This window comes from Pseudomonas sp. CC120222-01a, assembly GCF_003097235.1.
Lineage (GTDB): Bacteria > Pseudomonadota > Gammaproteobacteria > Pseudomonadales > Pseudomonadaceae > Aquipseudomonas.
Map to the genome: position 1 here is coordinate 64,253 of NZ_QEQQ01000006.1, position 13,963 is coordinate 78,215.

Genomic DNA, 13,963 nt, shown 5'->3' on the forward strand with positions numbered 1-13,963 from the left:
CAACATAGAGTTTTGGGGCTGCTGCGCAGCCCTTTCGCGACGCAAGGCCGCTCCCACACAAAGCGGGCCGTGTTGATCTGAAGAGGATCTGAATCATGCACCAATGGATCAACGCCCTCGCCGACCACCAGTCCCGCGGCGAAGCCTGCGTGCTGGTGACCATCATCGAGGAGCGCGGCTCGACCCCGCGCAACGCTGGCTCGAAGATGGTCGTCAGCGCCACCGGCCTGTTCGACACCATCGGCGGCGGCCACCTGGAATACAAGGCCCTGCACATCGCCCGGCAGATGCTCGAGGAACACCGCAACACCCCGCACCTGGAGCGCTTCAGCCTCGGCGCCAGCCTCGGCCAGTGCTGCGGCGGTGCCACCGTGTTGCTGTTCGAGCCGATGGCTGCGGTGCAGGCCGAGATCGCCGTGTTCGGCGCGGGCCATGTCGGCCGTGCTCTGGTACCCTTGCTCGCCGCGCTGCCCTGCCGGGTGCGCTGGATCGACTCGCGTGAACAGGAATTCCCCGAACTCATCCCCAACGGGGTGAGCAAGGTCGTCAGTGAAGAACCGGTCGACGAAGTCGCGGACCTGCCGCCAGGCAGCTACTGCATCGTCATGACCCACAATCACCAGCTCGACCTGGAACTGACCGCCGCCATTCTCAAGCGCAACGATTTCACCTGGTTCGGCCTGATTGGCTCGAAGACCAAGCGGGTCAAGTTCGAGCACCGCCTGCGCGAGCGCGGCTACGACGATGCCGTGCTGGCGCGCATGCGCTGCCCGATGGGCCTGCCCGAGGTCAAGGGCAAGCTGCCGATCGAGATTGCCGTGTCCATCGCCGGCGAAATCATTGCCACCTACAACGCCTGCTTCGGCCAGCACGACGCTGCCGCCAACGCTGGCCCCATTGCCCAGTTGCTGCCGCCCTCCCGGCGCAGCCAAGCCATTTGACGAGTGTGTTATGACCGTTACCCGCAAAGCCTACCGTGCCGCCATCCTGCACAGCATCGCCGACCCGGCCGAGGTAGGCCTGGACGCTTCCCATGAGTACTTCGAGGACGGCCTGCTGGTGATCGACGATGGCCGCATCAGCGCCGTTGGCCCGGCCAGCGAGCTGCTGCCGAGCCTGGCAGCCGACATCGAGGTGGTGCATTACCAGGACGCACTGATCACCCCGGGCTTCATCGATACCCACATTCACTTCCCGCAGACCGGCATGATCGGCTCGTACGGCGAGCAACTGCTGGACTGGCTGAATACCTACACCTTCCCTTGCGAAAAGCAGTTCGCCGACAAGGAGCACGCCGACAAGGTGGCGAAGATCTTCCTCAAGGAACTGCTGCGCAACGGCACCACCACCGCCCTGGTGTTCGGCAGCGTGCACCCGCAGTCGGTCAACGCCCTGTTCGAAGAAGCCGAGCGCCTGGACCTGCGGATGATTGCCGGCAAGGTGATGATGGACCGCAACGCCCCGGACTACCTGACCGACACCGCCGAGTCCGGTTACACCGAAAGCAAGCAGCTGATCGAGCGCTGGCATGGCAAGGGCCGCCTGCACTACGCAGTGACCCCACGCTTCGCCCCGACCAGCACGCCGGAACAACTGGCCCTGGCCGGTCAGTTGCTGAAGGAATACCCGGGCCTTTACCTGCACACCCACCTGTCCGAGAACCTCAAGGAAATCGACTGGGTGAAAGAACTGTTCCCCGAGCAGAAAGGCTACCTGGACGTCTACGACCACTTCGAGCTGCTCAGCGAGCGCTCAGTGTTCGCCCACGGCGTGCACCTGTGCGACAGCGAATGCCAGCGCCTGGCGGAAACCGGCTCGGCCGTGGCCTTCTGCCCGACCTCCAACCTGTTCCTCGGCAGCGGCCTGTTCAACCTGCCCCAGGCCGAGCGCTTCAAGGTCAACGTGGGCCTGGGCACCGACGTCGGCGCCGGCACCAGCTTCTCGCTGCTCAACACCCTGAACGAGGCGTACAAGGTGATGCAGCTGCAAGGCGCGCGCCTGCACCCGTATAAGTCGCTGTACCTGGCCACCCTCGGCGGCGCTCGCGCCTTGCGCCTGGACGACCGTATCGGCAGTCTGCGCCCGGGCAACGATGCCGACTTCGTGGTGCTCGACTACAAGGCCACGCCGCTGCTGGACTACCGCATTCAGCAGTCCAGCAGCATTGAAGAAACCCTGTTCGTACTAACCACCCTGGGCGACGACCGCACCGTGCGCGAAACCTACGCCGCGGGGCGTTGCGTGCACCAGCGCTAAGGTTCTTTCGCCAGCCCCCGGTACAGCGCGCCGCCGATCGCAGCCCCGATCAGCGGCGCCACCCAGAACAGCCACAGCTGCTGCAAGGCCCAGCCGCCGACGAACAAGGCCGGCCCCGTGCTACGTGCGGGGTTGACCGAGGTATTGGTCACCGGGATCGAGATCAGGTGGATCAGGGTCAGGGCCAGGCCGATGGCAATCGGCGCGAAACCTGCCGGGGCACGGGCGTCAGTGGCGCCCATGATCACCACCAGGAACATGGCGGTCATCACCACTTCACTGACAAAGCCCGCGCCCAGCGTGTAGCCGCCAGGCGAATGGTCGGCGTAACCGTTGGACGCCAGGCCCGAGGACAGCTCGAAGCCGGCCTTGCCGCTGGCGATGAGATAGATCACGCCAGCGGCCAGGATGGCGCCGATCACCTGGGCGATCACATAGGGCAGCAGCTCTTTGGCCGGGAAGCGGCCACCGACCACCAGCCCGAACGACACGGCGGGGTTGAGATGACAACCGGAGATATGACCGATGGCAAAGGCCATGGTCAGCACGGTAAGACCGAAGGCGAAGGCGACACCGAGCACACCGATGCCGACGGGAGAACTGGCTGCGAGTACGGCACTGCCACAACCACCAAGAACCAACCAGAAGGTGCCGATCAGCTCGGCCCCCATCCGTGTACCCAGAGACATGGTCATCGACCTTTCCTCAAGTAGTGGAACGCAATGGATGCGCAAGCCCAACTGCTTGATGAAGGTTTGCTCACAAGAATTTAGCAGAGGTTTGGCTATTGGCCAGTAACGACGAAGGGCTGCAAATGCAGCCCTTCGGTCACATCAGGCAAACGATCAACCCTTGGCCGACACCTTGGGCTTTTTCAGCAGGTGCGAGAACACGGCATGCAGGTCGTCCGAGGCGCTTTCCTCGTCCAGGTTCAGCTTGCTGTCGATATGGTCCATGTGGTGCATCATCAGGCTCACCGCCTGCTCGGCATCACGCGCCTCAATCGCATCGATCAGCTGCATGTGCTCGTCATACGAGCAGTGCGAGCGGGTGCCAGTTTCATACTGGGCGATGATCAGCGAAGTTTGCGACACCAGGCTGCGCTGGAAGCTGACCAGCGGGGCATTGCCAGCGGCTTCAGCCAACTTCAGGTGAAACTCGCCGGACAGGCGGATACCGGCGCCGCGGTCGCCACGGGAGAAGCTGTCGCGCTCCTCGCGCACCATCTGACGCAGTTCGTTGAGCTGCTCCAGCGTCGCGTGCTGCACGGCCAACTCGGTGATGGCACGTTCGACCATGCGCCGCGAGAAGAACACCTGACGTGCCTCTTCAACCGTCGGGCTGGCCACCACCGCACCGCGATTGGGCCGCAGCAGCACCACGCTTTCATGGGCCAGGCGCGACAGGGCGCGGCGGATGATGGTGCGGCTGACGCCAAAGATCTCGCCCAGCGCTTCCTCGCTCAACTTGGTGCCCGGCGCCAATCGCTGCTCGAGAATCGCCTCGAAGATGTGCGCGTAGACGATGTCGTCCTGGGTACCACTGCGGCCGGCCTTGCCAGTACGCGCAGGTTTTTTCAGAGGTTGCAGCTGTTCGTTCATGGGCTCTCGAGGCACGAAGAGAAAGTATGGCGCCATTGTACACAGGCTGAGGCGATTCCGCAGGGGGCGTTTTACCTATATAGCCGTTGTACGACGCATTGCGCACACAAAAGATAAAACATTATTTGCATTCTTTGTACACAAAAGCATAATCCATCGGGCAACATCTTGACCCGTGAGTCAACAAAACGCGTCAGACGTCTGCCTTCCCTCGCGGAGCCACCAAGTGCATTGCTCAGGACCCTGGCTCCAACAACAACAAGAAAGACTTGAGGAGTACTCGCTGTGGAAAGCCGCAAATCCGAAGCCCCTACGCTGGATCTCGCGCCGCCGCTCGAAACGAGTTGGCTGGAACGGATTTTCAAACTCAAGCAACACGGCAGCACTGTCAAAACCGAGCTGATCGCCGGGGTGACCACCTTCATCACCATGGCCTACATCATCTTCGTCAACCCTAACATCATGGCCGACGCCGGCATCGACCATGGTGCCGCCTTCGTCGCCACCTGCATCGCCGCCGCACTGGGCTGCCTGCTGATGGGCCTGTACGCCAACTGGCCGGTGGGCCTGGCGCCGGGCATGGGGCTGAATGCCTTCTTTACCTACACCGTGGTCGGCACCATGGGCTACAACTGGGAAACGGCGCTGGGGGCGGTGTTCGTCTCGGGCGTGCTGTTCATGTTCCTGACCTTGTCAAAAGTGCGCGAATGGCTGCTCAACAGCATCCCGGTCAGCCTGCGCCATGCCATGGGGGCCGGCGTCGGATTGTTCCTCGGGCTGATCGGCCTGAAGACCGCCGGCATCATCGTCGACAGCCCCGCCACGCTGATCAAGCTGGGCTCGCTGCATGAGCCGGGGCCACTGCTGGCGGCGCTGTGCTTCCTGCTGATCGCCATCCTCAGCTACAAGCGGGTGTTCGGGGCGATCCTGATCAGCATCATCGGCGTCACTCTGGCGGGCTGGGGCCTGGGCCTGGTCAAGTTCGGCGGGGTGATGTCGATGCCGCCGAGCCTGGCACCGACCTGGATGGCCATGGACGTGGCTGGCGTGTTCAACGTCAGCATGATCAGCGTGGTGCTGGCCTTCCTGTTCGTGCACATGTTCGACACTGCCGGCACCCTGATGGGCGTGGCGCAGCGGGCGAACCTGGTGGCACCTGATGGCCGCATCGAGAACCTGTCCCGTGCGTTGAAGGCCGACAGTGCTTCCAGCGTGTTCGGTGCTGTGGTCGGCGTGCCACCGGTGACCAGCTATGTAGAAAGTGCCGCTGGTGTAGCAGCAGGTGGCCGTACTGGTCTGACTGCAGTGGTGGTGGGCATTCTGTTCGTCGCCGCGATGTTCTTCGCGCCATTGGCTGGAATGATCCCGGCTTACGCAACTGCCGGCGCGCTGATCTACGTGGCGATGCTGATGATGGGCAGCATGGCGCACATTCATTGGGACGAAGCCACCGACAGTATTCCGGCGATCGTCACGGTAATCATGATGCCGCTGACCTTCTCCGTCGCCGACGGTATCGCCCTGGGCTTCATCAGCTATGTGGCATTGAAGGCAGGGACCGGCAAGTACAAGGAGATCTCGGCCAGCCTGTGGGTGCTGTGCGCGATCTTCATTGCCAAGTTCGTGTTCCTCTGACCCTCACCGCACCAACCAAGGGCGCTTCGGCGCCCTTTCTTTATTTCTATAGCCTGTACCGGCCCTTTCGCGGGCAAGCCCGCTCCCACAGGAGTTCTTGTGATCCTGTGGGAGCGGGTTTATCGAGGCGTCGAACCGCCGCGAAGAGGCCAGCACAGCTACGACAAAACCAGCAGACGAAAAAAAGCCCGCCAGTGTGGGAGCGGGCCAAAGGACCTACGAAGATTCTTCTAGCGACCAACTAGCTTCCGCGATAGGTCGAATAGCTGTACGGCGAGATCAGCAGCGGCACGTGGTAGTGCTCCTGCTTTTCATCAATGCCGAAACGCAGCACGACAACATCCAAAAACGCCGTGTCCGGCAGCTGCACGCCGCGGGCACGGTAATAGGCGCCAGCGCTGAACTGCAGCTGGTAGACGCCGGTACGGTAATCGTCACCCTGCAGCAGCGGCGCGTCGACACGGCCATCACTGTTGGTCAGGGCAGTATTCACCAGCTCCAGCTGCTGGCCTTCGACGCGATACAGCTCGACCTTGATCGAGCTGCCTGGGCAGCCATGCGCGGCATCCAGTACGTGTGTGGTCAAACGTCCCATCTGCTTGTCGCCTCTTGTTCAATCTATGGGCAAAAAATACACAGCCAACGCCCCAACTTAGGGCCTGCGATGTGCGGGAATGACGCCATTAAGACATTTCACCGCCAGATTGTACACAATTTTTTAATCCCTTCCGTCGCAGCCCCGGCAAACCGGCCATCAGTCGCAAATACAGACGCTGTGCAGAGCCTGATGTCATTAACTGACCATTCAGGCAGGTTTCTTGCAACACGTTCTCATGCGACAAAAGGGAAGAAATGCGGAAAAACAGGCTTACAAAAGATTTCAGAAGTTGTATACAATCAGCCCATCCGGTGGTGCGACATCCCGACGCGGCCCGCCCACCCCGCACCAACACACAAGAAGGAAGACTGCAGTGAGTGCTGACTACCCTCGCGACCTGATCGGTTACGGCAACAACCCTCCTCACCCGCAATGGCCGGGCAACGCTCGCATCGCGCTGTCTTTCGTCCTCAACTACGAAGAAGGCGGCGAACGCAACATCCTGCACGGTGACAAAGAGTCCGAAGCCTTCCTGTCCGAGATGGTAGCCGCCCAGCCTCTGCAGGGTGCGCGCAACATGAGCATGGAATCGCTGTACGAGTACGGCAGCCGCGCCGGCGTGTGGCGCCTGCTCAAGCTGTTCAAGGACAGCGGCGTCCCACTGACCATCTTCGCCGTGGCCATGGCCGCCCAGCGCCACCCCGATGTGATCCGCGCCATGGCCGAAGCCGGTCACGAGATCTGCAGCCACGGCTACCGCTGGATCGACTACCAGAACATGGACGAGGCCCAGGAGCGCGAGCACATGCTCGAAGCCATCCGCATCCTCACCGAACTCACCGGTGAACGCCCAGTGGGCTGGTACACCGGCCGCACCGGCCCGAACACCCGCCGCCTGGTGATGGAGGAAGGTGGCTTCCTCTATGACAGCGACACCTACGACGACGATCTGCCCTACTGGGAACCGAACAACCCGACCGGCAAGCCGCACCTGGTGATCCCGTACACCCTCGACACCAACGACATGCGCTTCACCCAGGTGCAGGGCTTCAACTGCGGCGAGCAGTTCTTCCAGTACCTGAAAGACGCCTTCGACGTGCTCTACGCAGAAGGCGCCGAAGCACCGAAGATGCTCTCCATCGGCCTGCACTGCCGCCTGGTCGGCCGCCCGGCGCGCCTGGCTGCGCTCAAGCGCTTCGTCGATTACGCCAAGAGCCACGACCAGGTCTGGTTCGCCCGTCGCGTGGACATCGCCCGCCACTGGCACGCCACCCACCCGTACAAGAAAGAGAACGCCTGATGACCGCCTTCAAAACCCTCAAGCCATCCGCCCTGGACCGTGACGCTTTCGTCAAGGTGTTCGCCGACATCTACGAGCACTCGCCGTGGGTCGCCGAAAAAGCCTACGACCTGGGCCAGCTGGGCGAACTGGACGAGATCGAGGCGCTGCACCAGCGCATGAGCGACATCCTGCTCAGCGCCAACCATGCCGACCAGCTGGCGCTGATCAACGCTCACCCGGACCTGGCCGGCAAGGCCGCCATCCAGGGCGAGCTGACCGAATCGAGCACCAACGAACAGGCCGGCGCCGGCATCCACGAGTGCACCGCCGAAGAGTTCGCCCGGTTCACCGAACTGAACGACGCCTACAAGGCCAAGTTCCAGTTCCCGTTCATCATGGCGGTCAAGGGCAGCAACCGGCACCAGATCCTCGCCGCCTTCGAAAAACGCATCCACAACGATACCGATGCCGAATTCAAGGAAGCCCTGGCGCAGATCAACCTGATCGCCCTGTTCCGCCTGCTGCAGCTGTAAGCACCAGCCGAACCCATATTCAGAAAAACGAACAATAGAAGAGATAACCGCATGCGCACCCTGATGATCGAGCCCCTGACCAAAGAAGCCTTCGCCGAATTCGGAGACGTGATCGAAACCGATGGCAGCGACCACTTCATGATCAACAACGGCTCGACCATGCGCTTTCACAAGCTCGCCACGGTCGAGACCGCCGAGCCTGAAGACAAGGCGATCATCAGCATCTTCCGCGCCGACGCGCAGGACATGCCGCTGACCGTGCGCATGCTGGAGCGCCATCCGCTGGGCAGCCAGGCTTTCATCCCGCTGCTCGGCAACCCCTTTCTGATCGTGGTCGCGCCCGTTGGCGATGCACCTGTATCAGGCTTGGTCCGTGCCTTCCGTAGTAACGGCAGGCAGGGCGTTAATTACCATCGCGGCGTCTGGCACCACCCGGTGCTGACGATCGAAAAGCGGGATGACTTCCTGGTGGTTGATCGCAGTGGTTCTGGCAACAACTGCGATGAGCATTACTTCACCGAGGAACAGATGCTGATCCTCAATCCCCACCAATAAGAAAAGGTCGGTCATCGTTCACGGTGATCGGCAGAGGTACATACTGTGGAAGCACACCTTCACGAATGGCTGAACCTGAGCATTCGCTGGGTTCACATGATCACCGGTGTCGCCTGGATCGGTGCATCGTTCTACTTCGTCTGGCTGGAGAACCACCTGAACCGAAGCAACCCGCGCGATGGGTTGTCGGGTGATCTCTGGGCGATTCACGGCGGTGGTATCTACCACCTGGAGAAATACAAGCTCGCACCCCCGAAAATGCCCGAGAACCTGCACTGGTTCAAATGGGAAGCCTACTTCACCTGGATGTCCGGTATCGCCCTGCTGTGCGTGGTGTTCTACTGGAACCCGAGCCTGTACCTGCTGGCACCCGGCAGCACCCTGAGCGGTGCCGAAGGCGTGGCCATCGGTATCGGTTCGCTGGTCGCCGGCTGGTTCATCTACGACTTCCTGTGCGACTCGCCGCTGGGCAAGCACCCTGCCCTGCTCGGCGCCGTGCTGTTCGTCCTGATCATCGCCGCCTGCTTCGGCTTCAGCCTGGTGTTCAGTGGCCGTGGTGCATACCTGCACACCGGTGCGATCATCGGCACCATCATGGTCGGTAACGTGTTCCGCATCATCATGCCGGCCCAGCGCCAGCTGGTGGCGGCGATCGAGAACAACCAGACCCCGGACCCGGTACTGCCGGCCAAGGGCCTGCTGCGCTCGCGTCACAACAACTACTTCACCCTGCCGGTGCTGTTCATCATGATCAGCAACCACTTCCCGAGCACCTACGGTAGCCAGTACAACTGGCTGATCCTGGCAGGCATCGCAGTAGCCGCGGTTCTGATCCGCCACTACTTCAACACCCGTCACGACAGCAACAAGTACGCCTGGACCCTGCCGGTCGGCGCCCTGGCGATGATCTGCCTGGCCTACGTCACCGGTCCCAAGCCGATGGCCGTCAGCCCTGAGCAGGCCGCAGCCAAGGTCGAGTACCAGCCGCTGCCAGCCACCGCCGTCGGCGGCAAGACCGCTGCCGAGCTGCGCGCCGAGGAAGCCGCGAAGGCCGCCGAAGCCCCAGCCGCGCCAGCCGAGGCTCCGGCCCAGGCGACCGCACAGGCTGCCGGTGGCGACTTCGACAAGATCCACAAAGTCATCCAGGAACGCTGCAGCGTGTGCCACTCGTCGAAACCGACCAGCCCACTGTTCAGCGCAGCCCCTGCCGGCGTGATGTTCGACACCCCGCAGCAGATTCAGGCCCAGGCCGCGCGCATTCAGGCGCAAGCGGTTGCCAGCCAGATCATGCCGCTGGGCAACATCACCCAGATGACCGCCGAAGAGCGCAAGCTCGTCGGTGACTGGATCGCCAAAGGCGCCCAGGTCAACTGATCCATCGGGCGCCCCGCTCTCCCTGTGGGAGCGGGCTTGCCCGCGAAGAGGCCGGTAAACCCGGCCTCTGCTTCAAGACATACGCAACAAGCAAGCATCGAGCGTTCGACTGCTGGCGGGAAACCCGGGCTGCCTTGGCCTGCCGCTTGCGACCTGCGCTTGGATCCGAGAATAAAAACAAAACTCGAGGTGCTGCATGTCCGAGTCACGCAAGGCGTACATTCCAGTTGCGCCGCCGCGACAGCCTCTGCCCCTGTTCCAACTGTTCCTGGTTGGCCTGCAACATGTACTGCTGATGTACGGGGGTGCGATTGCCGTCCCTCTGATCATCGGCCAGGCCGCTGGCCTGTCCCGTGAAGAAGTCGCTTTCCTGATCAACGCCGACCTGCTGGTCGCCGGTGTCGCCACCATCATCCAGTCGTTCGGTATCGGCCCGGTCGGGATCCGCATGCCAGTGATGATGGGTGCCAGCTTCGCTGCCGTCGGCAGCATGGTGGCCATGGCCGGCATGCCGGGCGTGGGCCTGCAGGGGATCTTCGGCGCAACCATCGCTGCCGGGTTCTTCGGCATGCTGATGGCGCCGTTCATGTCCAAGGTCGTGCGTTTCTTCCCGCCACTGGTCACCGGTACGGTGATCACCTCGATTGGCCTGTCGCTGTTCCCGGTGGCAGTCAACTGGGCCGGTGGCGGCGAGAACGCCGCGACCTTCGGTTCGCCGATCTACCTGCTGGTGGCTGGCCTGGTGCTGGCTGTCATCCTGTTGATCAACCGCTTCATGCGCGGCTTCTGGGTCAACGTGTCGGTGCTGGTGGGCATGGGCCTTGGCTACATCCTGGCCGGTTCCATCGGCATGGTCGACCTGTCGGGCCTGGGCGACACGCCGTGGCTGCAAGTGGTGACCCCACTGCACTTCGGCATGCCGACCTTCAGCCTGGCGCCGATCCTGTCGATGTGCCTGGTGGTGGTGATCATCTTCGTCGAGTCGACGGGCATGTTCCTCGCCCTTGGCAAGGTGACTGATCGCGAAGTTACCCCTGGGATGCTGCGTCGCGGCCTGTTGTGCGATGCCGGTGCGTCGTTCATCGCCGGCTTCTTCAACACCTTCACCCACTCCTCGTTCGCCCAGAACATCGGCCTGGTGCAGATGACGGGCGTGCGTTGCCGCTACGTCACGATCACGGCAGGTGCACTGCTGATCGTGCTCAGCCTGCTGCCCAAGGCGGCCTTCCTGATCGCTTCGATTCCGCCTGCAGTACTGGGCGGCGCGTCCATTGCCATGTTCGGCATGGTCACCGCCACCGGGATCAAGATCCTCCAGGAAGCCGATATCGGCGACCGTCGCAACCAGCTACTGGTGGCAGTGAGCGTCGGCTTTGGCCTGATCCCTGTGGTCAAGCCGGAGTTCTTCGCGCAGATGCCGCAGTGGATGGAACCCATCACCCACAGCGGGATCGCCATGGCCACGGTCAGTGCCCTGGTGCTCAACGTGCTGTTCAACATCCTCGGTGGTGCCGAGCGCGCCGTGCATAACGACGCCTGCCACCAGCATTGAGCCACAGGCGGGGCGGCGCAGTTTGCCGCCCCTGCTCACTTTCCGCAGTAACCGCATCACCGTCGACCCGCCGGAATGGGCCGCTCGGGGCGCCTGCGCGCCGAAAAAACCGCCAACAAAAACAATAAGTCCGGGAATCACAACATGAAGCGCATCACCTCGTCCCTGCTGCTGGGCAGCAGCCTGCTGGCCACCCTCCCCGCCCATGCAGGCGATTGGCTGCTGTGGCACGGCGAAAGCCTGACGTACTTGTACGGCAAGGACTTCAAGATCAACCCCGATATCCAGCAGACCATCACCTTCGAACACGCCAACAAATGGAAGTACGGCGACACGTTCTTCTTCGTCGACAAGATCTTCTACAACGGCAAGGCCGACCCCGGCAAAGGCGAAGACACCTACTACGGCGAGTTCAGCCCACGCCTGTCGTTCGGCAAGATCTTCGACCAGAAGCTCGCCTTCGGCCCGATCAAGGACGTGCTGCTGGCGATGACCTACGAACGTGGCGAAGGCGACAACGAGGCCTACCTGATCGGCCCCGGCTTCGACCTGGACATTCCCGGCTTCAACTATTTCACCCTGAACTTCTACGTGCGCAACACCGAGGGCGACCGCCCCGGTGACAACGTCTGGCAGATCACCCCCGGCTGGTCGTACACCATTCCTGTGGGCAAGTCCGACATCCTGATCGACGGCTACATGGACTGGGTCACCGACAACGACCAGAACCACCGCGGCACCTACCACGCCAACCTGCACTTCAACCCGCAGGTCAAATACGACCTGGGCAAGGCCCTGAATATCGGTGCCAAGCAGCTCTACGTCGGCTTCGAGTACAGCTACTGGAAGGACAAGTACGGCATCGACAGCCGCGGCAACCTGGACAGCAATCAGAGTGTCGCCAGTGCGCTGATCAAGGTACATTTCTAAAAACCTGATCAAACGCCCAGGTTTGAATCACGGTGCTCCAGGACGGAGCACTTGAGGCGCGGCGCGCAAGCCAGTAATCTGCGCGCCCCCTCGATCACGGCAGGATGGATTCTGCCGGCGTTTACTGACCGCTCAGTCAATGAATTCGGGCGGTTGGCCAACGTGTTGCCAGCCTGAAACACCCATTTTCATCCGTTCAGAACGAGTCGAGCAGGAAGGTAGCAGCTAACCCCGAAAAGTTGGCGCAGCTCTTGCCAAACAACTGTGGCCAATCGAAAAAAGCTGACTCAAAAGACAAAAAAGCGCCGTCGAGCGCTGACAACAGATCAATCAAGGGAGCGACACTCGCAATGCGTACCATCAATAGCCTGATTCTCGCGGGCGGCCTGCTGGCCTGCGGCACCACCTTTGCCGGCGACCTGCTGCAGTGGCAGAACAACAGCCTGACCTACCTGTGGGGCAAGAACTTCAAGGTCAACCCCGATACCCAGCAGACCTTCACCTTCGAGCACGCCGATGGCTGGAAGTACGGCGACAACTTCTTCTTCGTCGACAAGATCTTCTACCAGGGCAAGAAGGACGCCAGCAACGGCCCCAACACCTACTACGGCGAGTTCAGCCCGCGTCTGTCGTTCGGCAAGATCTTCGACCAGAAGCTCGAGTTTGGCCCGGTCAAGGACGTGCTGCTGGCTGCTACCTATGAGTTTGGCGAGGGTGACGTCGAGTCGTACCTGATCGGCCCAGGCTTCGACCTGAACATTCCGGGCTTCGACTACTTCCAGCTGAACTTCTACAACCGCATGCCTGAAGGCAGCCGCGCGGGCAACAATGTCTGGCAGATCACTCCGGTCTGGTCCTACACCATTCCGGTCGGTGACTCCGATGTGCTGATCGACGGCTTCATGGACTGGGTCGTCGACAACGACGAGAACCGTCACGGTACCTACCACGCCAACCTGCACTTCAACCCACAGATCAAGTACGACCTGGGCAAGGCCCTGCACCTGGGCGAGAAGCAGCTGTATGTGGGTGTCGAGTACGACTACTGGAAGGACAAGTACGGCATCAAGGACAGCGATGGCTTCACCACCGACCAGAACACCATGAGTTTCCTGGTGAAAGTGCACTTCTGATCGGCTTGAACGTGAAAGCGCCGCCCTGGGGCGGCGCTTTCATAATCACGACTTGTAAGTTAAGGCTTACAACTTTTTAAGACCTATCTTACTTAAAACCAAAATTGCCTTATAAGTCAAAAACAGGGCCGATGGCAGTGCCATGCCAAAACCCATCAATATCAGCTCCACTTCCTGGTGCGGGATGACCCGGAAGATATCCAACACCAACACTCCTGCATTGATCACCAATGCCAGGCCGAACATCGCACAGCACTTGTAAAGCGCCTGAGCGTCGGCGCTACGCAGCAGGAAGCCAAAGCCCAGAGCCCCCCACGCCAGCGCCGTGAGCAGGTAGAGCGCCAGGTGGTAGGCGTCGTACGTCAGTACACCGAACATGTGGCATGTCCTCCCGATCAAGTCTGAAATGGCAAGTTACGACTATAAAGCCATCGCCTTCGCTTGCACTGCAAATTTTTGACATTATTTTTGCAAGTTTTCGACTAGACTCGTCGCCCTCGCACAACCAAGAAAG

At 61.4% G+C, this 13,963-nt stretch carries 14 protein-coding genes; 10 read left to right on the forward strand and 4 right to left on the reverse strand.

Annotated elements, in window-relative coordinates:
• Positions 1–95 precede the first annotated feature (95 nt).
• Positions 96–941 (forward strand): xanthine dehydrogenase accessory protein XdhC, encoded by an 846-nt coding sequence (gene xdhC / locus N430_RS10165; protein ID WP_110636696.1) that lies wholly within the window; start codon positions 96–98, stop codon positions 939–941.
• A 10-nt stretch (positions 942–951) separates the two neighbouring features.
• On the forward strand, positions 952–2,256 hold the full coding sequence (gene guaD, locus N430_RS10170; protein WP_110636693.1) for a guanine deaminase: 1,305 nt from the start codon (positions 952–954) through the stop codon (positions 2,254–2,256).
• Here guaD and aqpZ read toward each other — a convergent pair.
• The gene (gene aqpZ / locus N430_RS10175; RefSeq protein ID WP_110636690.1) at positions 2,253–2,951 is read right to left on the reverse strand and encodes an aquaporin Z; all 699 of its coding nucleotides are present in this window, start codon (positions 2,949–2,951) and stop codon (positions 2,253–2,255) included. The genes guaD and aqpZ overlap by 4 nt on opposite strands.
• 150 nt (positions 2,952–3,101) lie before the next feature.
• On the reverse strand, positions 3,102–3,857 hold the full coding sequence (locus N430_RS10180) for a GntR family transcriptional regulator (protein WP_110636686.1): 756 nt from the start codon (positions 3,855–3,857) through the stop codon (positions 3,102–3,104).
• A gap of 285 nt (positions 3,858–4,142) precedes the next feature.
• Between N430_RS10180 and N430_RS10185 the strand changes: the two genes are divergently transcribed.
• Positions 4,143–5,492, forward strand: coding sequence for an NCS2 family permease (locus N430_RS10185; RefSeq protein WP_116583640.1), 1,350 nt, complete (start codon positions 4,143–4,145; stop codon positions 5,490–5,492).
• 241 nt (positions 5,493–5,733) lie between these two features.
• Here the strand turns inward: N430_RS10185 and uraH are convergent, their stop codons facing one another.
• Entirely contained in the window at positions 5,734–6,087 is a 354-nt protein-coding gene (uraH, locus tag N430_RS10190) for a hydroxyisourate hydrolase (protein ID WP_054884130.1), read from the reverse strand.
• Positions 6,088–6,463: 376 nt separating this feature from the next.
• Between uraH and puuE the strand changes: the two genes are divergently transcribed.
• The 7 genes from puuE (at position 6,464) to N430_RS10225 (ending at position 13,449) form a co-directional block, all read left to right on the forward strand.
• Positions 6,464–7,390, forward strand: coding sequence for an allantoinase PuuE (gene puuE / locus N430_RS10195; protein WP_027921250.1), 927 nt, complete (start codon positions 6,464–6,466; stop codon positions 7,388–7,390).
• Positions 7,390–7,905: a 2-oxo-4-hydroxy-4-carboxy-5-ureidoimidazoline decarboxylase gene (gene uraD / locus N430_RS10200; protein WP_103446552.1), complete on the forward strand. Its 516-nt coding sequence runs from the start codon at positions 7,390–7,392 to the stop codon at positions 7,903–7,905. The genes puuE and uraD overlap by 1 nt, the downstream gene beginning before the upstream one ends.
• A gap of 51 nt (positions 7,906–7,956) precedes the next feature.
• A complete protein-coding gene (locus N430_RS10205) occupies positions 7,957–8,460 on the forward strand; it encodes an ureidoglycolate lyase (protein WP_054884133.1) in 504 nt (167 codons plus the stop codon).
• A gap of 45 nt (positions 8,461–8,505) precedes the next feature.
• Positions 8,506–9,834 carry a urate hydroxylase PuuD gene (locus N430_RS10210; RefSeq protein ID WP_027921247.1) on the forward strand — a complete coding sequence of 443 codons (1,329 nt, stop codon included), beginning with the start codon at positions 8,506–8,508 and terminating at the stop codon, positions 9,832–9,834.
• 196 nt (positions 9,835–10,030) lie between these two features.
• Positions 10,031–11,386 (forward strand): nucleobase:cation symporter-2 family protein, encoded by a 1,356-nt coding sequence (locus N430_RS10215; RefSeq protein WP_110636683.1) that lies wholly within the window; start codon positions 10,031–10,033, stop codon positions 11,384–11,386.
• Positions 11,387–11,530: 144 nt separating this feature from the next.
• The gene (locus tag N430_RS10220; RefSeq protein WP_110636820.1) at positions 11,531–12,316 is read left to right on the forward strand and encodes an outer membrane protein OmpK; all 786 of its coding nucleotides are present in this window, start codon (positions 11,531–11,533) and stop codon (positions 12,314–12,316) included.
• A 350-nt stretch (positions 12,317–12,666) separates the two neighbouring features.
• Positions 12,667–13,449, forward strand: a complete 783-nt coding sequence (locus tag N430_RS10225) for an outer membrane protein OmpK (protein ID WP_110636680.1) — start codon at positions 12,667–12,669, stop codon at positions 13,447–13,449.
• A gap of 66 nt (positions 13,450–13,515) precedes the next feature.
• Here N430_RS10225 and N430_RS10230 read toward each other — a convergent pair whose 3' ends face one another.
• Complete coding sequence (locus tag N430_RS10230; protein ID WP_110636677.1) at positions 13,516–13,827, reverse strand: hypothetical protein; 312 nt, start codon at positions 13,825–13,827, stop codon at positions 13,516–13,518.
• Positions 13,828–13,963: the final 136 nt, after the last annotated feature.

Coding starts and splice junctions, on each gene's coding strand:
- N430_RS10220 (WP_110636820.1), top strand. CDS start 11,531: ATGAAGCGCATCACCTCGTCCCTGCTGCTGGGCAGCAGCCTGCTGGCC.
- N430_RS10180 (WP_110636686.1), bottom strand. CDS start 3,857: ATGAACGAACAGCTGCAACCTCTGAAAAAACCTGCGCGTACTGGCAAG.
- N430_RS10225 (WP_110636680.1), top strand. CDS start 12,667: ATGCGTACCATCAATAGCCTGATTCTCGCGGGCGGCCTGCTGGCCTGC.
- aqpZ (WP_110636690.1), bottom strand. CDS start 2,951: ATGACCATGTCTCTGGGTACACGGATGGGGGCCGAGCTGATCGGCACC.
- uraD (WP_103446552.1), top strand. CDS start 7,390: ATGACCGCCTTCAAAACCCTCAAGCCATCCGCCCTGGACCGTGACGCT.
- xdhC (WP_110636696.1), top strand. CDS start 96: ATGCACCAATGGATCAACGCCCTCGCCGACCACCAGTCCCGCGGCGAA.
- N430_RS10215 (WP_110636683.1), top strand. CDS start 10,031: ATGTCCGAGTCACGCAAGGCGTACATTCCAGTTGCGCCGCCGCGACAG.
- N430_RS10205 (WP_054884133.1), top strand. CDS start 7,957: ATGCGCACCCTGATGATCGAGCCCCTGACCAAAGAAGCCTTCGCCGAA.
- N430_RS10230 (WP_110636677.1), bottom strand. CDS start 13,827: ATGTTCGGTGTACTGACGTACGACGCCTACCACCTGGCGCTCTACCTG.
- guaD (WP_110636693.1), top strand. CDS start 952: ATGACCGTTACCCGCAAAGCCTACCGTGCCGCCATCCTGCACAGCATC.
- uraH (WP_054884130.1), bottom strand. CDS start 6,087: ATGGGACGTTTGACCACACACGTACTGGATGCCGCGCATGGCTGCCCA.